Origin of the sequence: Lactobacillus sp. 23-2, from assembly GCF_044902225.1 — a bacterium.
Taxonomy (GTDB): Bacteria; Bacillota; Bacilli; order Lactobacillales; family Lactobacillaceae; genus Lactobacillus; species Lactobacillus absianus.
Genome location: NZ_JAOQBX010000007.1, coordinates 19656 through 37918, shown reverse-complemented (window position 1 = coordinate 37918; position 18263 = coordinate 19656). Strand labels below are relative to the sequence as shown.

17 protein-coding genes are annotated in these 18263 nt (G+C 54.0%); 1 reads left to right on the top strand and 16 read right to left on the bottom strand.

The window, feature by feature from the left end:
• Positions 1-5: 5 nt before the first annotated feature.
• The 5 genes from OCH80_RS04315 to OCH80_RS04295 all read right to left on the bottom strand — a co-directional run bounded on the left by OCH80_RS04315 (position 6) and on the right by OCH80_RS04295 (position 4440).
• Positions 6-2168, bottom strand: a complete 2163-nt coding sequence (locus tag OCH80_RS04315; RefSeq protein ID WP_404538164.1) for a penicillin-binding transpeptidase domain-containing protein — start codon at positions 2166-2168, stop codon at positions 6-8.
• Positions 2168-2530, bottom strand: coding sequence for a cell division protein FtsL (gene ftsL, locus OCH80_RS04310; protein ID WP_404538161.1), 363 nt, complete (start codon positions 2528-2530; stop codon positions 2168-2170). The genes OCH80_RS04315 and ftsL overlap by 1 nt, the downstream gene beginning before the upstream one ends.
• A 24-nt stretch (positions 2531-2554) precedes the next feature.
• Entirely contained in the window at positions 2555-3499 is a 945-nt protein-coding gene (gene rsmH / locus OCH80_RS04305) for a 16S rRNA (cytosine(1402)-N(4))-methyltransferase RsmH (protein ID WP_154546986.1), read from the bottom strand.
• A 2-nt stretch (positions 3500-3501) separates the two neighbouring features.
• The gene (gene mraZ / locus OCH80_RS04300; protein ID WP_206987455.1) at positions 3502-3933 is read right to left on the bottom strand and encodes a division/cell wall cluster transcriptional repressor MraZ; all 432 of its coding nucleotides are present in this window, start codon (positions 3931-3933) and stop codon (positions 3502-3504) included.
• Between the two features lie 174 nt (positions 3934-4107).
• The gene (locus tag OCH80_RS04295; protein WP_154546988.1) at positions 4108-4440 is read right to left on the bottom strand and encodes a DUF3397 domain-containing protein; all 333 of its coding nucleotides are present in this window, start codon (positions 4438-4440) and stop codon (positions 4108-4110) included.
• Positions 4441-4560: 120 nt separating this feature from the next.
• On the opposite strand from OCH80_RS04295, the gene OCH80_RS04290 reads away from it, so the two are divergent.
• Positions 4561-4680, top strand: a complete 120-nt coding sequence (locus OCH80_RS04290; RefSeq protein ID WP_404538158.1) for a DUF4044 domain-containing protein — start codon at positions 4561-4563, stop codon at positions 4678-4680.
• Between the two features lie 96 nt (positions 4681-4776).
• On the opposite strand, the gene mreD is transcribed toward OCH80_RS04290, so the two are convergent.
• From mreD to ezrA, 11 genes are all read right to left on the bottom strand, one after another.
• Positions 4777-5316, bottom strand: a complete 540-nt coding sequence (gene mreD / locus OCH80_RS04285; protein WP_404538156.1) for a rod shape-determining protein MreD — start codon at positions 5314-5316, stop codon at positions 4777-4779.
• Entirely contained in the window at positions 5316-6167 is an 852-nt protein-coding gene (mreC, locus tag OCH80_RS04280) for a rod shape-determining protein MreC (RefSeq protein ID WP_404538154.1), read from the bottom strand. The genes mreD and mreC overlap by 1 nt, the downstream gene beginning before the upstream one ends.
• A 44-nt stretch (positions 6168-6211) precedes the next feature.
• A complete protein-coding gene (locus OCH80_RS04275) occupies positions 6212-7216 on the bottom strand; it encodes a rod shape-determining protein (protein WP_206987459.1) in 1005 nt (334 codons plus the stop codon).
• Between the two features lie 295 nt (positions 7217-7511).
• Positions 7512-8117 carry a JAB domain-containing protein gene (locus OCH80_RS04270; protein WP_404538152.1) on the bottom strand — a complete coding sequence of 202 codons (606 nt, stop codon included), beginning with the start codon at positions 8115-8117 and terminating at the stop codon, positions 7512-7514.
• Between the two features lie 66 nt (positions 8118-8183).
• Entirely contained in the window at positions 8184-8864 is a 681-nt protein-coding gene (locus OCH80_RS04265) for an HAD family phosphatase (protein ID WP_302187238.1), read from the bottom strand.
• Between the two features lie 29 nt (positions 8865-8893).
• Entirely contained in the window at positions 8894-10201 is a 1308-nt protein-coding gene (locus OCH80_RS04260; RefSeq protein ID WP_404538148.1) for a bifunctional folylpolyglutamate synthase/dihydrofolate synthase, read from the bottom strand.
• A gap of 4 nt (positions 10202-10205) precedes the next feature.
• A complete protein-coding gene (locus tag OCH80_RS04255; protein WP_404538145.1) occupies positions 10206-12845 on the bottom strand; it encodes a valine--tRNA ligase in 2640 nt (879 codons plus the stop codon).
• A gap of 284 nt (positions 12846-13129) precedes the next feature.
• The gene (locus OCH80_RS04250; protein WP_404538142.1) at positions 13130-13846 is read right to left on the bottom strand and encodes a pseudouridine synthase; all 717 of its coding nucleotides are present in this window, start codon (positions 13844-13846) and stop codon (positions 13130-13132) included.
• Entirely contained in the window at positions 13846-15063 is a 1218-nt protein-coding gene (gene thiI / locus OCH80_RS04245) for a tRNA uracil 4-sulfurtransferase ThiI (RefSeq protein WP_154546999.1), read from the bottom strand. The genes OCH80_RS04250 and thiI overlap by 1 nt, the downstream gene beginning before the upstream one ends.
• A 2-nt stretch (positions 15064-15065) precedes the next feature.
• Entirely contained in the window at positions 15066-16223 is a 1158-nt protein-coding gene (locus tag OCH80_RS04240) for a cysteine desulfurase family protein (RefSeq protein WP_404538138.1), read from the bottom strand.
• Positions 16224-16317: 94 nt separating this feature from the next.
• Positions 16318-18051: a septation ring formation regulator EzrA gene (gene ezrA, locus OCH80_RS04235; RefSeq protein ID WP_404538133.1), complete on the bottom strand. Its 1734-nt coding sequence runs from the start codon at positions 18049-18051 to the stop codon at positions 16318-16320.
• Positions 18052-18263 lie beyond the last annotated feature (212 nt).

Genomic DNA, 18263 nt, shown 5'->3' with positions numbered 1-18263 from the left:
ACGATTTACTCCTTTAAAACAACTTTCAACTTCATCCCCGGCTTAAGCTGGCTGCCGGCCGAAAGACTCTGCGATTTGACCTTGCCGGTCCCAGTCAGCTTCAGCTTGAGACCAGCCAGGCTGGCATAATTTTCAACCTGCTCGCTGGACCAGGAGGACATGTCCGGCATCGTGAGCTTGCCGCCGGTCAAGACAAAGAGCTTGCTGCCCACGGCCACTGAGCTGCCGGCGGCAGCCTTTTGGCTGGTCACCGTCTTGCCCGTCCCCAGCTGCACTAGGGTCAAGCCCGCGCCCGTGGCCAGCTTCTTGGCCTGGTCCACCGTCTTGCCGGTCACGCTTGGTGCCTTGACGACTGCCGTAGCCGATTTAGAACCCTGTGACACCAGGATGATCCGGTTCATCATCGGCTTAAAGATCTGGGACAGGATGGTTTCAGCCCCCGAGCCCAGACGGCTTGGCTGCTTGATCGTCAGATAGATGCAGTAGCGCGGGTTCTTGGTTGGGGTGATCCCCACCACGGAGAAGATATAGTTCTTGTCCCCGGTCATATAGCCGCCCGTAGGCTTGGCAATCTGGGCCGTCCCCGTCTTGACGCCGAAGTCCTTGCCCTTCATGTAGTAGGCGTAGCCCGTCCCGATCTTTTGGTTCAAGACTTTCTTCATGTTGGCCATGACAACCTTGCGAGTCGCCGCGGTAAAGACCGGCTTGCCCACCTTTTCAACCTGGTAGCCCTTGACGGTCTTGCCGCTGGCGTCGGTAATTTTTTCAACCAATTGTGGCTTAACCATCTGGCCATTGTTAGCCAGGGCACTGTAGACCTGCATCATCTGCATGACGTTGACCGTCACCCCTTGGCCAAAGGAAGTTACCGCCTGGTCGACGGGAGAGCTGAAGGACAGGCTGCCCGGCATTTCTCCTGGCAGGGTCACGCCCGTCTTCTGGGTAATGTGGAAGGCCTTAAGGTACTTCTTCCAGGTCTTGGCCCCCATCTTGCGCTCCAGGTAGACCATGCCGATATTGGATGATCTTGAGAAGGCTTGGGAGAAGGGAATCGTCCCCCAGCCGGACTTGACCCAGTCATAGATGGTTGAACCGCCAATGGTGATTGAACCGGACCGGTAGTAGGCGCTGGGATTGTAGTTGCCGCTGTTGACGGCGGCAGACAGAGACAGAATCTTGAAGACCGAACCCGGCTCGTAGGTTGACTGAACCAGCAGGTCGCTCCCGGCCTTGCTTAAGCCAGACTTGGTCTGGGCGTTGAAGGTTGGCCGCTGGGAAGCCGCCAGGATCTTCCCGGTCTTCAGGTCCTCGACCACCGCCGTCAAAGCTTTGGGCTGGTAGGCCTTCTGCACCTTGGACATGTAAGTCTCCAGGGAGTTCTGTAGCTGGGAGTCCAAAGTCAGGTAGAGGTTGTCGCCGTCCATGGCCGCCTTATAGGAATGCGACCCGCTTGGCAATTGGTATTCGGATGAGTCAACGGTTGAAGTCTCGTAGCCGTTTTTCCCCTTCAAAATCTTGTCATACCAAGCCTCTAGCCCCGTCACCCCATAGAGTTCGGTGGAGTTGGTCGCCGAGCTGTTCTTGCTCAAGGTGTAGCCGACCACGTTGGAGGCAAAGACCCCGTTTGGATACAGGCGCGACGGCGTTTCCATGAACTTGATCCCAGTCAAGTGCATGGCCTGGATCCGCTTCTTTTGGGTGAGGTTCAGGCCCGTCCCCGCGGTCCCGAACTGCACTTGGAAAGTATTCTTCTTGGTGGGGTTTAGGTACTTGTAGATCTTGGCGGCTGACAGCGGCAAGACCGTAGCCAGCTTCTCAGCCGTCTTCTTCTTGTCCTGAACGTAAAGGGGCTTTTTGTCAGAGTCGACATAGGTCTTGTCCAGAATGGCATAGACCGTGTAGGTATGCGAATCCTGGGCAATAACCAGGCCGTTCTTGTCATAGATGGTCCCTCTATTGGCCGTCAGCACGGTATTTCGCCGGTAAATGGCCGCGGTCCGCTTGCTGATATCCTGTCCATCGATATACTTAGAAATCGACAGATAGAGCATGCGGCCAGCAAATAAAAGAAAAACCAAAGCAACGACTACCTCAAGTGCTCTCCCCACTGTGAACCGATAGGCGTGTGCTCTGGATTTTAATTTCTTTAGATTATTGGTCTTTCTCATTAGCGAATCGTCCTAATGTTGTTTTCCCGCAATTTTAAACCTTGCTCAGCCGCAATCTTGTTCAGGCGTGAGCTGGATGAGAGCTCGCCGATTTCCTGTTGGAGGTCGGAAGTCTGGCTCTTGGCCTTGCTGATGGACTGCTTGACGTCAGACAGCTCATGCTGGGCGTAGGTAGCTGAAACGCTGGCGGATACATTCAAAGTAATCAAAACGACAGCCGCGATCAAGCCCACCCCAATCAGCAGCTTCTCAAAAGGAGAATATGGTACTTTCTGCGGATTGACCACGGGAACGTGGCGTTCCTGTGGTCGGTTGACTTCTTCTGGTTCGTAATTGTAATTTCTTAATGAACTTCCAGCCATTTTCTGTGGTCCTTGCTATCTCATCTACAACTTTTCCGCTACTCGTAATTTCGCACTGTGTGAGCGGTTGTTTTCTTCCAATTCTTCGGCTGAAGCCACGATCGGCTTGCGGTTGACCAGCTTCAGGCTTGGCTTCAAGTCAGCCGGTGCCTCAGGCATCCCCCGCGGGATCTCGACTTCAGAATATTTCTTAAAGGTCTTCTTGACGATCTTGTCTTCCAATGACTGGAAAGTGATCACGGCAATCCGCCCGCCTGGCTTCAAAGCAGCGATGGCTTCCTCAAGCGTGGCTTGGAGGACATCCAGCTCATGGTTGACTTCCACCCGGATAGCCTGAAAGCTCTTCTTGGCCGGGTGGCCGCCAGTCCGCCGGGCATAGGCGGGAATTGCTTCCTTGATAATGTCGACCAGTTCAAAGGTCGTCTCAATTGGCTTCTGCTGCCGCTTCTCAACGATCCGACGGGCGATCTGTCTGGAAAACTTCTCGTCCCCATAGCGGTACAAGACATCTGCCAGCTGCTTCTGGCTGTAAGTATTGACCAGCTGATAGGCATCAAAATCCTGGCTCTGGTCCATCCGCATGTCCAAACGGGCATCAAAGCGGTAGGAAAAGCCTCTTTGTGCCTGGTCCAGCTGCGGGGAGGACACGCCCAGATCGTAGTAGATGCCGTCAATGCCGTCATAGCCCAGCTTAGCCAGTTCTTCAGTCAGGTGGCTGAAATTGTTGTGGACCAGCTGGAGTCTTGGCTGACTGTCGGCTTGCAAGTAGTCCTTAAAGTTTTCTTTAGCCGTATCAATCGCGTATTCATCTTGGTCAAAGCCAATGACGGTCCCCGCGCTCAACTGGCTGAGCAGGTAGCGGGCATGGCCGCCGCCGCCAAAAGTCGCGTCGACATACACGCCGCCAGCCTGGGGCTTTAAGTTGTCAATCGTCTCGTGCAATAATACGCTAAAGTGCTTAAATTCCATACCTATAACTCGATGTCGTCCAATCCTTCTGCAATGTCGTCGTAGTCTTCGTTGGCCTCGTCAGTGAAGCTGTCCCAGCGCTCTTTTGCCCAAATTTCAATTCGGCTGGAAACGCCGACAATCACGCATTCCTTCTTCAGGCCCGCGTGATCCTTCAAAACGGGCGTCAGATTAACCCGTCCCTGCTTGTCAAATTCGCCTTCCATGGCTCCGGAATAGAACATCCGAGTAAAACTGCGCGCGTTCTTCTTGGTCAAGGGGAGCTTGGCCAGTTTGGCCTCAACTTTAGCCCACTCTTCTGGCGGATAGGCAAAGATGCAGCCATCCAGGCCGCGGGTAAAAATCATGCGGTTGCCGGCCTGCTCACGGAACTTGGCCGGAATGATCAAGCGGCCTTTAGCATCGAGATTATGCTGATATTCGCCCATGAACATGGCCAGCTCCCCCCTTCTGTTAACAATTTACCACAAATCCCCACTTTAAACCACAATATCTGAAAATCGCCAAGACAATTTCATAAAAAATAAAAAATTTGCCATAAAAAGATGCCTCAGCCGCCAGGCTAAGGCATTTCACGCATCAGTTATTTTGACCGGTCAAGTGGCAGGTCAGACCAAAACGACTACCAAGAGTCCCAAATACCAGAGCAAGGAACAGATGTCGAGGTAGGACCAGAACTCCCGGAAGATCTTCCCCATGGAAATGTTCTTATTAATCACTGCCCAGCGGATAGCGGCGCAGAGGATCAAGATAAAGTAGAACAAAAAGCCGTAAGGGAGAAAAGACGGCACCTGCTTGACCTGGGTGATCAGCTGGCAAGGGTAGAGCAAAAAGAGCGGCATGACGTCCACCCCGTTGAGCTTGCTCCCGTTTGGGAGCATCATGTTCATGATGATGCCGATGACCAGGCCGGCCACAGGCAAGGCAAAAATTAACAGCATAGTTTTTCCTCCATCTAACTCATCCTATTTTAGCTTTTTATTGGAAATTAAGACATACAAATTGCAAAAAAGGGCCAGAAAGGTTAAAATACTTCTCGAAATATTTAGGAGGGCTACTTGATGGCACGCAGAAAGAAAAAGTCAACATTCCAGAAAATCGAAAACATCATGGTCGTATTGATGGCCGCCATTACCCTGTTCGGCGTAGCAGCTACTGCTGTCTACTACCTGATGGGCTAAGCGCCGCAGCGGCCTGTGAAGCATTAGCAGACAAACAAAAGAGACCGGAATTTTTCCGGTCTCTTTTTTGTTCTTCTTTTCCTTCTGTCTGCTGACCTAGTAGCGGTAGTTGTCCAGATCGACCAGGAATGGATAGTTCCGGGCCAGTTTAGCCCAAATCCAGTAGGTCAAGACCGTCAACAGGGCGCTCCAGCCGGCCGTGTAAAGGATGCTCATTCCTGCTTGCCCCAGGCTGGACTGAGTCCAGCCGATCAGCCGGAAGATCAGCCAGACGTAGGCGCTGAAAGCGGACGTCATCAGCAACAGGCCGATCAGGCGGAAGATGAACAGCTCCGGAAAGACCCTGGAGTACCAGCGGCCAAAAGCAGACATAACCGGCAGCCCTACCGCGTAGACGCCAATGATGCCGTAAAAGTAAAGGTCGGCAATGACCCCGACCGCCAGAGCCAGCCAGACTTCCTTGGCATTGCGGTCATCTTCAAAGGCCACTACCATTACGGCAATCGGCAAAAGCAGCAAAGATGCCCGGCTATTGCCATAGCTCATGGTCTGGTGCAGAACTGCAGCCAGGCAGCCATCCAGAATCATGGCCACGTAAAGGGCGATCGCGACCACCCACTGCTTGAAAATCCGCATTAGCCAGTCACGCTCCTTTTAACCACCGTTACTACGGAAGTATCATCCAGATTGCCGGCAGGCTTGATCTTGATCAGGTCAGACAGGCCAAAGCTGTCCTTAGTCGTGTTGGTAACCGTCCCGATCAACAGCCCCTTTGGCGAGGTCCCGCCCAAGCCACTGGTGTAGACCTTGGTCCCCTTGGTCAGCTTGCTTGAGCTGGAAGCCTGGGTAAAAGTAATCGTGCCGCCGGATTCCGCGGTGATGATCCCGTGGATGGTCTTGCCGTTGCTGGCTGTCGCCTGAACGGCAAAGCGGTTGGCAGAATCGTCAGTAGTCGTAATCAATTCGACCTTGGAAGTGACCGCGTCGACTTCCAGGATCCGCCCGATGACCCCGCCGCCGGACATGACTGCCATATCTTTCTTCAAGCCAGAAGCCTTGCCCTTGTCAATGGTCAAAATTTCAGTCCAAGAGTCTGCTGACCGGGAAACTACGGACGCGTTGGTCGTTGAGTAGGTCGTCAAGGTTGACTTGACCCCGGCCGCCGACTTGAGCTGAGCATTTTCCTTCTTCAAGGCCTCATTTTCAGCTTCGACTTGGGCAGTTTCTGAAACCTTCCGCTTGAGGTGGTCGTTTTCGCTCACGGCATTGATTACGGCGTCAACGTTATTGATGCCGCCGGACAGCCAGCCGACTGGCACGCTGACAATGCGCGAGCCCACGGAAACGATGTCGTTGCCAAGGCTCTGGATAAAGAGCGGACTGTTCAAATCATTGCGCAAAAGGACAGTCGAGCCCAACAAGATGATGAACGCCACAACCGTTCCCAGCGCGGACAGCATTTTTCTGTTTTGAAAAAATTTCTTCATAAAAGTCAATCCAAACAAAAACCGGCTGGCAAGCCGGTTTTATTTTATTTACTTGTCTTACGCATTACGTCCAGGTGCTTCAAAGACTCACCAGTCCCAATTGCGACGCAGTCAAGCGGATCTTGGGCAATAAATACTGGAACCTTGGTTGCATCTGAAATGACTTCTGGCAGGTTCTTGAGCAAGGCACCACCACCGGTAAGCACGATACCATGGTCAATTACGTCGGCCGCGATTTCAGGAGAAGTAGATTCAAGCGTTTCCTTGATTGCGACAATAATGTCTTGAACGACATCTTGGATGGCCGTTGCCACGTCAACCGCGCTGATGTCCAATGACTTAGGCAGGCCGGAAACCAGGTCGCGGCCGCGGATGGTCATGGATTCAATGTCCTTGGCATCTTCAACGGAGGCAGAACCGATTTGGATCTTGATGTCTTCCGCGGTTCTTTCACCAATCAGCAGGTTGTACTTGCTGTGAACGAAGTTGGTAATGGCTTGGTTGAACTTGTCGCCAGCCTGGCGGATTGAAGTTGAGGATACGATCCCGCCCAGGGAAATCGTGGCCACGTCAGTGGTACCGCCACCGATGTCAACGACCATTGAGCCGGTTGGCTCCATGACTGGCAAGCCAGCACCGATCGCAGCCGCGAACGGCTCTTCGATCACGTAGGCTTCCCGGGCACCAGCCACGCGGGCAGCATCGATCACGGCCCGCTTCTCGACTTCGGTAACGCCTGAAGGAACGCAGATCATGACTGATGGCTTTGAGTTGCCAACCGTCTTGCCCATGAAGTACTTGAGCATTGCGGCCGTAGTGTCGTAGTCGGCGATGACCCCATCCTTCATTGGACGGATAGCTACGATTGAGCCTGGAGTTCTGCCGATCATTTCCTTAGCTTCTGAACCAACTGCAATAACTTCGCCAGTTTTAGTATTCTTGGCAACGACTGAAGGCTCACGCAGGACGATGCCCTTGCCTTCAACGTAAACCAGGGTATTGGCGGTACCCAGGTCGATGCCGATATTCTTTGAACCAAATCCAAACACGGATATATCTCTCCTTAATTTACTCGCTTTAATCTTGATTAATTATAGCATAAAGCCCGTGAAATTCATGACCTCGCTTAAATTTTACCTTATTTTAAGAATAAGGCGGTGGCGGAGTGGCTTTCTGCTGTAGCACGGGCGCTTTTTTCCTGGCGTCTCTGCTCTTTAGTATACCCGCTTTTCAGCCTGCTACTAACTAATTTTTCCTTAAGGCAATGAAAAATGCCGATAATTTGTCAAAATTTTCTGAAAAAAGCATCACAAAACGGCCGCTGATTTTCAGCGGCCGCTGCCATTAAAAGAGGTCCTGCTCCCGCAGGCTCAAATATTCGCCCCCGCCCACCACGAAGTGGTCCAGAAAGCCGATCTTCATCAGCCTGCTGGCTTCTTGCAGGCCTTTGGTCATTTCAAGGTCGTTTTGCGACGGGGTCAAGGTCCCGCTGGGGTGGTTGTGGGCCACGATGATGTTGGCGCAGCCATAGATCACCGCCCAGCGGAAGACCTCCCGCGGGTGAACCCAGGACCGGTCCAAGGTGCCCTGAAAGAGCATCTTCTCCCCGATCAGGTTCTGCTGCTGGTCAAAATAGAGCCCCCAGAACTGCTCCTGCTTCTCGCCCAGGAGTTTGTTGGCCAGGTAGCTGCCGATCTTGGAGCTGTTGTTCCAGTTGCGGCTGCGTCTGACGTCGGTACGCCGGAGCCGGTCCAAGGCCACTTCGGTCGTCAGGGCCAGATCAGGCGGACAGTCGGGACCGGAGGCATAGTCCACCAGGTCCTTGAAGCTGTCGATCCCCTGCTGGGCCAGCCAGTCCCAAAGCTCGTCAAAAGTCTTGACGGGCAGCTGGCTGAACAGCAGCCTGAGCAGCTCGCGGTCGCTTTTGATGTAGTAGTAGTTTGTGGTCATATCTGTTTCCTTTTTCAAGTGAAATCCCCTGCCTTTCACTTACTACTACACCAAAAAGGGGCCTTTTTACCGAATTTTTTCCAAAAATTCCCAAAAATCTTTGCAAATCAAGCTGGCCCGCTCCTGGTCAGCGGCTTTAGGCGCCAGCAGATCAGGAATCATGACCACGTCCAGTCCCGCGTTATAAGCGGCTTCAACGCCTGTGCTGGAATCCTCAAAGACCAGCAGCTCTGCTTTGGCCAGGCCTGACTTCTCCTGCGCGGCCAAGTAGACGTCCGGGGCCGGCTTGGAGCGGATTTTCCGGCGGACCGCGTCATCATGGGACAAGATGAAATCAAAGCAGTTGCGGGTGCCAGTCACCCAAAGGTTCTGCTCGATGACCTTCTCGTAGTTGCTGGAAGCCAGGCCAATCGTCAAGCCCAGCTGCCCGAACCTGTTCAAGGCGGCATTGACGCCTGGCTTGAGCTTGAGGCGCCCCTCCCGGGTCCACTGGTCCACCAGGTCATCAGTGCGCTTGATAAAGGCTTCCCGTTCTTGCCCGTTCTTGAAATACTTATGGTAAAACTCATCCATGGCCGTCATCGGGGCCCCGACCAGCTTCAAATAGGTATCAGGGGCCAACCCCAAGTGGTATTCATTTGAAGCCTGGATGTTGGCCTTCCAGTAGAGCTCCTCTGAGTTGACCATCAAGCCGTCCATGTCAAAAATCACGCCCTTTTTTTCGTGGGCAATTCCTGCTACGCGCATTGCTGTCTCCTTTTGCTCTCTTGCTTCCACTATTCTTTTTCCGCCTGCTCAGCATGCAGCTTGAGCAGGATGGCACTGACCAAGTAGAAGGAGCCGGAAACCAGCAGCAGGTCTTCACCCGCCAGCGCGGACGCCATTTTCTGATAGGCCGTCCACGGATCAGCCTCGTAAGAAAAGCGGTCCAGGTACTTGGCCGGGAAGTCTTCCTTTCTGGCTGCCCGCGGATAATCGACCGTAGTCAAGACCACGTCGTCCTCAGCCTGGAACAAGTCCAAGACCTGGTCAATGTCCTTGTCCTTCATCATGCCAACCAGGGCATGAAGGCGGCCGCGTCTAGCCTTGGCCTGGCCATGGGCGAAGTGAAGCAGGTTGCCCATGGCTTGCAGGTTATGGGCTCCGTCAAGGACGATCATCGGCTGGCGCTGGATAATCTGGTAGCGCCCAGGCACGGTCGTTTCATTGATGGCAGCTTCCGCAGCTTCCGCTTCCAGGCTCATGGCCGGGTTCTTCAAGCACAAGAGGCTGAAGGCCCGCAAGGCCATGGCCGCGTCGAAAGTCTCCACTTCCGGTCTGGGCAGGAGATCATATTTTTGCCCGCTGGCCAGGGAAACCACGAACTTCTCGCTGCCCGCTTCCAAGACGCGGAAATTCTTGTCCAGCCAGTAGCCGGTGCTGGCTTCTTCTGCAATCTTCTTCTCCAGAATGCCCTTGACGCTTTCCGGAATATTGCCCAAAACGACCGGGCGCTTGTACTTGATGACCCCGCTCTTTTCCCGGGCAATATCCTGGATCGTCGGCCCGATGATCATTTCATGGTCCAAACCGATCGTGGTAATGATGCTGACTTCCGGCGTGATGACGTTGGTCTTGTCGTGCTCGCCCCCAATGCCGACTTCAATTACGGCATAGTCGCAATCTTTATGAGCAAAATAGGCAAAGGCCATGGCCACTTCGTATTCAAAAGTCACCAGGCCAAAGTCTGGGTCCTGGTCCTGCTCGCGCACTGCTGCCATCGCCTCCCAAACCTCATTGGCCACGCTCAAGAGGTCAGAATCGCTGATCCCTTGGCCGTTGAGCTGGATGCGCTCATTAAAGCTGATGATGTAGGGGGAAACGAAAAGGCCAGTCTGCTGACCGGCCTTTTGGAGCAGATTACTCAAATAGTATGAAGTTGACCCCTTGCCGTTGGTCCCTGTCACGTGAATGGTCTTGACCTGGTCCTGCGGATTGCCCAGCTGGGCCAGCAGGCGCTTGATATAGGTCAGATCGCTCTTGTCATGCAGGTGGGGCAAATGGTAGAGATAATCTGTAAATTCTTTAACTGTCGTGAATTTCACGTCTTTAACGACTTTCCTTCAATTCTTGAATCCGTTCCTTGACGCCGGCCAGCTGGCTTTCGTATTCAGCCTTCTTGGCCTTTTCCTTGTCAACGACGGCAGCTGGCGCGTGGTCAGTGAAGCCCTTGTTGGCCAGCTTCTTGCTTGCGCGCTCGACTTCGCCTTCCAGACGCTTTTCTTCCTTCTCCATCTTGGCAATTTCATCGTCAAGGTTGACCAGTTCTGACAGCGGCACGAAGATCTGGGCCCCGGAGATGACGGCCGTCTTGGCCAGTTTAGGGGCAGCGACCTTGGCAGCCACTTCAAACTTCTTCGGGTGCAGGAAGTTCTCAACGTAAGTCTTGTTTTCGTCCAAGATTTCCTTGTCGCTTTCGTTGTCCAGCTGGATCATGATGTCGATTGCGCTGGACATTGGCGCGTTCACTTCCATCCGGATGTTGCGGACGGCCTTGATGATATCGATCAAGAAGGCCATCTTCCGGTCAGCTTCGGCATTGGTGAATTCAGGGTGAACGACTGGGTATTCAGCCACCATGATTGACTTGCCTTCATGTGGCATTGACAGCCACAGCTTTTCCGTAACGAATGGCATGATTGGGTGGATCAAGCGCAGGATCTGGTCCAGAATCCAGGTCAGGTTGGCCTGCTTTCTGGCCTTCAGTTCTTCGTCATCGCCGTACAAGGCTACCTTGGAGATTTCAATGTACCAGTCACAGAAGTCGTTCCAGATGAAGTTGTACATTTCCCGGCCGGCTTCACCGAATTGGAATTCGTCAAAGAGCCGGGTAGTTTCCTTGACGGTGTGGTTCAAGCGGTCAAAAATCCAGGCGTCAGCCAGGTCAAACTTGCTGGTATCTGGCATTTGAGCCGGCTTGGCATCTTCTGGCAGGTTCATGATCACGAAGCGGCTGGCATTCCAGAGCTTGTTGATGAAGTTCCAGGCTGAATCCATCTTGGTGTAGCTGAACCGGGTGTCTTGGCCAGGAGCCGTCCCGTTGAGCAGGAACCAGCGCAGGGCGTCGGCACCATACTTGTCGATCACGTCCATTGGGTCGATCCCGTTGCCCAAGGACTTGGACATCTTGCGCCCTTGCTCGTCACGGATCAAGCCGTGCAAAACGACGTTGTCGAATGGCCGGCGGCCAGTAAAGTGCAGGCTTTGGAAGATCATTCTGGAAACCCAGAAGAAGATGATGTCATAGCCCGTTACCAAAGTGTCGGTTGGGAAGTAGCGCTTGAAGTCTTCTGAATTTTCATCTGGCCAGCCAAGCGTTGAGAATGGCCACAAGGCACTTGAGAACCAGGTGTCAAGCACGTCTGGGTCTTGGTCCCAGTTTTCGATGTCTTTTGGCGCTTCCTCGCCAACGTACATCTCACCAGTCTCCTTATTGTACCAGGCTGGAATCCGGTGTCCCCACCAAAGCTGACGGGAGATGACCCAGTCGTGGACGTTTTCCATCCAGTGGTCCAAGGTGCCTTCAAAGCGGTCCGGCACGAAGTTAACCTTGTCGTCGCCCTTTTGATTTTCCAAGACCTTGTCAGCCAGCGGCTTCATCTTGACGAACCATTGAGTTGACAAGCGCGGTTCAACCTGCACGCCTGAGCGCTCTGAGTGGCCAACTGAGTGGACGATTGGCTCAACCTTGATCAGGTAGCCTTCATCCTTCAGGTCCTCAACCAGCTGCTTGCGGCAGTCGAAGCGGTCCATGCCAGCATACTTGCCGCACTTGTCGTTCATGGTCCCGTCATCGTTCATGACGTTGATCCGGGCCAAATTGTGGCGGTTGCCGACTTCAAAGTCATTCGGGTCATGGGCTGGGGTAATCTTGACCAAACCAGTCCCAAATTCTGGGTCAACGTGCTGGTCTTCGATGATTGGAATCTCGCGACCAACCAAAGGCAGGATCAAGGTCTTGCCCACCAGGTCCTTGTAGCGCTCATCGCCAGGCGCCACGGCCACGGCGGTGTCCCCGAACATGGTTTCCGGACGGGTCGTTGCAATCTCAACTGAGCCTGAGCCATCCTTAAGCGGGTACATGATGTGGTAGAAGGCGCCTTGGTCGTCCTTGTGAATGACTTCAATGTCGGACAAGGCCGTGCGCAGCTTTGGGTCCCAGTTGATGATGTATTCGCCGCGGTAGATCAAGCCTTCCTTGTACAGCTGCACGAAGACGCGGCGGACGGCCTTGGACAGGCCCTTGTCCAGGGTGAAGCGCTCGCGGCTGTAGTCCAGGGACAAGCCCAGCTTCTTCCATTGGCTCTTGATGATGTTGGCGTATTCATCCTTCCATTCCCAAACCTTGTCAATAAACTTTTCCCGGCCCAGGTCGTAGCGGCTGACGCCTTGTTCACGCAGGCGGGCTTCAACCTTGGCCTGGGTAGCGATCCCGGCGTGGTCCATCCCCGGCAGGTAGAGGGTGTCATAGCCCTGCATCCGCTTGTAGCGGATCAAGGTGTCTTGAATCGCCGTGTCCCAGGCGTGGCCCAGGTGCAGCTTGCCAGTAACGTTTGGCGGCGGAATAACGATTGAGTATGGCTTGGCCTTCTTGTCACCAGATGGCTTGAAGAGATCTTCATCAAGCCATTCTTGATAACGCCCAGCTTCAACCTCATTTGGGTTGTATTTAGGTGCTAATTCTGTCATAAATTTCCTCCAATAAAAAAGTCCTAGACATCGAAATGTCTAGGACGATTTAGTAACCGCGGTACCACCTAGCTTGGGCACGAATGCCCCTGCTTAAAACGGCGGTAACGGCGCGCAGACCCGGATCGACCTACTAGCAGTTCAGCCGACCAGCTAATCAAGCTACCAGGCGGCTTCCGGTCTCTCAGCATAATGACCTTTCTCTGTCATGAAGCGCCACCTCTTGTTTCTTGCTGTTGGAATGAAGTATAGCATAATTTTACCCAACAAAAAAGTGGAATCTGCTATCTGCCTAAGGCGGCCAGCTCCTGGCGGGTCAATTCCCGGTATTGGCCCGGCTGCAAGCTGGCATCCAGGGTCAAGGTCCCCATGGTGAGCCGCTTGAGCTCAGTCACCTTCATCCCTTGGGAAGCAAACATCCGCTTGACCTGGTGGTACTTGCCCTCAGTGATCGTGACCAAGACCTCAGACTGGTCCTGGTCAAAGTCCTGCTTCAGGATCTCCAGCTTGGCCGGCTTAAGCTGGCTTCCATCCCTCAAGCTGATGCCGGCTTGAAAATGTGCAACCGTATTTTCATCCGCTACGCCGGCAATTTTAGCCCAGTAGCACTTGGCCACATGACATTCCGGCGCCAGCAGCTCATGGTTGAGCTGGCCGTCGTTGGTCAACAGCAGCAGTCCGGTCGTATCCTTGTCCAAGCGCCCAACGGGTGCCAGGCCACGGTAGCGGTCAGCTGGCTTCAATAAGTCCAGCACCGTCTTTTGCCGGGCATCTTCCGTGGCCGACAGGACGCCTTTGGGCTTGTGCAGCATGAAGTAGTGAAACTTCTGGTAGCCGATCTCCTGGCCATTGACCGCGACCGTATCCTGGTCCTTGATCTTCTGCTTGGCCGTCCGGCAGACCTGGCCATTGACCGTGACCTGCCCGGCCTTGATCAATTCCTTGACCTGGGAGCGGGTTCCCTGGTTCATGTCCGCCAGGTATTTGTCCAGGCGCAGCATTAGAGCAAAGCGGCGTCTTCGTCCGCGATGTTGTCGATAAACTTCTGGCCTGGATAGATTGGGGTGACCTTCACGCCGGCCAAAGCCCGCTCAAGCAGGCCGTCCACGTCAAGGCGGGCCTCGTATTCCCGGGCCTTGTCGATCTTAGGCTTGGTCTTTGGCCGCGGCGGAGCAAAAATGGTGCAGCAGTCTTCAAATGGCTGGATTGATAGGTCAAAAGTCCCGATCTCTTCAGCCTTGGCAATAATCTCGTTCTTGTCCATGGTGGCGACTGGCCGGATGACTGGCGTCGCGGTCACGTCATTGATGGCAGCCATTGACTCCAGAGTCTGGGAAGCCACCTGTCCGACTGATTCGCCGTTGAAGATCGCCAGGCCGTGGCGCTTGGCCCGGATCATGTCCGCCAAGCGCAGCATGAAGCGACGCTGAACGGTCATCAAGTAGCCTTCTGGCAGCTTTTCCTTGATGGTTTCCTGAATTTCGGCAAAAGGCACCTGGATGAAGTTGATCTTCCCGCAGTACTTGGCCAGGATGCTGGTCAGTTCCATAGCCTTAGCCAAGGCCTTCTCTGAAGTGTAAGGCGGTGAGAAGAAGTGGACCATTTCAATGTCCACGCCCCGCTTCATGGCCAGGTAGGACGCTACTGGCGAGTCGATCCCGCCTGACAGCATCATCATGGCCTTGCCGGCAGTGCCGACTGGCATCCCGCCGATGCCATGCAGGAGCTGGTTGGAAATGTAGGCCCCGTCCTGGCGGATTTCCAGGCGCAGAACCATGTCCGGCCGCTTCATTTCCGCCTGCAGGCCGGTCATATGGTTGTAGAGGTAGTCAGCCACCAGCTGGTTCAATTGGTTGGTGTCATACTCGTACTTGTGGTCGCTTCTTCTGGTGTTGACCTTGAAGGTCATCCCTTCCTTGTAGGTGGCCTGCATCAATTCCAAGGCCGTCTTTTCGATCTCTTCAAGGGTCTTTTCCGTCCGGATGACCGGTGAATAAGTTTGGATCCCAAAGACCAGCTTCAGGCGCTCATCCACTTTTTCAAATGGGGTGCCGTTCAAAATGATGTGCATGCGGTCGTGGTGGGTCTTGATGGCCAGGTCCGGGAAGTCGCGCAGAACCTTCTGCACGTTGCCGGCCAAGCGGTTGATAAAGTCCTTGCGGTTCTTGCCCTTAGTGGAAAGTTCACCGTAGCGGACCATGATTTCAGTGTATTGCAATATTATTCTCCTAAGTGGTTAATCTTGGCAAAATGCTGGTAGATCTTGTCGAAGGCCGCGATAAATTCATCGGCTTCTGCCAAAGTGTTGGTCTCGTCAAAGCTCAGGCGGACCGCGCTGGTGGCGATGTCATCAGGCGTTCTCATGGCCACCAGGGTGCTGGCTTCATCAGCCGTCTTGGACGCGCAGGCTGACGTCGTTGAGATGTAGATGTCCTGCTCTTCCAAAGTGTGCACCAGGGTTTCGCCCCGGATGCCTTCCAAGGCAAAGCAGAGCACGTGCGGGGCAAAATTGTCCTGCATTGGCGAGAAGATGTGGATGCCCGGCTTGCCAGACAGGTAGTCGCTGATGCGGCGCTTGATAGCCGTTTCGCGGGCAGCCTTCTCGCTTTCGCCGGTCAAAACCAGGCGGGCGGCCCGGGCCATGGCCGCGATCGCGGCCAGGTTTTCAGTCCCGGAGCGCAGGCCCTTTTCCTGCCCGCCCCCTTCGCAAAGGGGCATGATCATCCGCCCCTCCTTCTTGTAGAGGATGCCGATCCCGCGCGGGCCGTGGAACTTGTGGGATGAGAAGCTCATCATGTCGACGCGGCTGGTGAAGACCTGGTCCCAAATGCCCTTGCCGAAGGCCTGGACGTTGTCCACGTGGAAGTGGACGTTCGGGTAGTCTTCCAAGATTTCGGAAATTTCCCGAATTGGCTGAATGGTCCCGATCTCATTGTTGACCCCCATGATGGAGACCAAAGTCGTATCAGAATCCAAGGCCTGCTTCAAGTCCTCCGGGTTGACCCGGCCTTCCTTGTCCACTGGCAGGCGGGTGACCCGGAAGCCCAGATTTTCCAGCTCGTTAAAAGTATTGGCCACGGAAGCGTGCTCCACGGATGAAGTAATCAAGTGCTTGCCAAACTCCCGCTTGGCCAGGGCAGTTCCCTTGATGGCGGTGTTGTTGGACTCGGTTCCGCCAGAAGTGAAGAAGATCTCGTGCGGCTTGACCCCCATGAGGTCCGCGATCTGCCGGCGGGAAGCTTCCAGCAATTGGTGGGCCCGGTCGCCCAGCTTGTGCAAGCTGGATGGATTGCCCCAAATATTCTTGACAACCTGATCATATGTTTCAAGTGCTTCCGGCGCCATTCTGGTCGTGGCACTGTTATCGAAATAAATCACGTTTGCTCTCCTTAAAAAAGCGGCCATATAAATGACCGCTTGACAATAATGTTTAATTTTAGTCCAAAATCAGGTCAACTGCAACGACTAAGCCTTAAGCTTCCTTAGGCTGGGTCGCCGTTTCCGCCTGCTCGCGGTAGTAGGAGCTCTCGATGCGCTGGTAGCTGCCTGGTTCAACCCGTTCAACCGCCGTGGCAATCGTATCCAAAGCGTCTTTGTAGTTGTAGTCGCGCTCGTAGCGCTTCATGGCTTCTCTTCTGGCCCGCAAGACCCCTTCATTGTCCAGGAACTTGTTGGAGTACTGCATGGTCAGTTCAAACAGATTGGCGGAGCTGATGATGTCATCGGCTTCCTTTTGCAGGCGGGCGACATCGTCAGAAATCTGCACCAAGTCGCTGGAGATCTTCTCCATGTTGATCCGGACTTGGTTAAGCTCCCGGCTGGTCTTGCCAATTTCGTTGATGACCAGGGTATACATCTGCAGGAAGCTTTCCGGAATGCCAGGCAAGTGCTGGCGGGTCAGGTGCCGGTAGACCAAAGAGACCTGCTGCTTGAATTCCTTGATGGACCGGTGGGCCACTTCTTCAGCATCGTACAAGCCGTCAACGGCTTCCGACAATTCCTTCTCCCGGTCCTCGATTTCCTGCAGGCGGCCCAGCATCCGGGTCCAGTCGCTTTCAACGTCTGAAAAGACCGCCCGGCCTTCGGCAATCTTCTGGGTAGCTCTGATGAAGTCGGAGTCCATCTTGTGGATTTCCCGCTCCAAAGCCCGGCTCTCGTCTAACTCCCCGTGGGTCAGCTCGTAGCTTTCATCAATGTGGTGCAGCTTCTTGATCAGCTGCTGGCTGATATTCTCCTGGTGGGACAGGATCCGCTGCAGCTTGTCCTGGTTCTTCTCAACGAAAGGCCGGGCCTTGTATTCCTTTTCCAGGATCGCGTAGAGGGTGTCGATTTCCTTTTGCACCTTCTTGATCCCCTTTTCACAGGTCTCAAGATTCAGCTTGGCCAAGTCCTGCTGGGACTTGGCGATCTGCTCGTTGGACTGCTTGATTTCCAGCAGGACGTCAAGATTGCCAAAGCCATACTTGTCATCGCGCATCTTCTTGTAGGCCGCGGAAATCTCATCCAGCTGGTCGCTGAAGACGTTCTGGAGCTCATGCTGGTCTTCCTTGACCTTTGGCAGCTTCTCCTGCAGGCTGGTCAAAGCACTCCGGATCGTCGAAAGCATCCGCTTGGCCTCCACGTGGTCGCCCTGGGCGGTCAGGCTCTTGGCCTCGGCAAAGTCGCTCTCCATGGCGGAAAGCTTGTTTTCGATCTCATCCAGGGCCAGGCTGTAGTCGTATGAGTCCGCCAGAATCGTCTTGCGGATTTCCCGGTAGGCCCCCATCAGCTCATCGTATTGGGCCTTGTTTTCCCGGTTGGACTCCAGCAGCTGGGTGAAAACCTCGGCGGAATTCTTGACGTTCTCCTCAATGGAGGCCACCAAGTCGCTGGCCTTCTTGATTGCCTGGTGGCTCTTGAGCAGGCGGTAGCGGGCATTGTCATCAGCCGCTTCCTCGATCAGCCGCTGAATGGTTGGAAACTTCTCACTGGCCTCCTTGTAGCTCTTCTTCCAGGTGTTCAAGGTCGCCAGGCTCTCCCCGGCCAGCTCCATCTGGTTCAGTTTGCCAATGGCCCGTTCCAGGTGCAGGTCTTCCATATTGCCCAAATCATTGTCCAGTTCTTCAATTTCGCGCAGGTGCCGCCGGTTGACCAGCAGCATCGCGGCGATCGCCACGATAATCGCGATAATGATCGTAATGATTAGTAGAGATTGTGTAGATGACATATCTTTCTCCTCCGCAATTACCAATATTATACCAAATGTAGGCGCCTTAACGAGCAAAGCTTTAATTTTCTGCCTTTTTTCTTGCTTTATGGCCCGGATGCTCTTATAATAGTCGTCGTGTAAAATATTTGCAGCCATAAGCGACAAGAACGTCAACATCTCGGGACGATTTTGTTAGTGAACGAGTAACCCACGCTGCACGGGCGAAAATG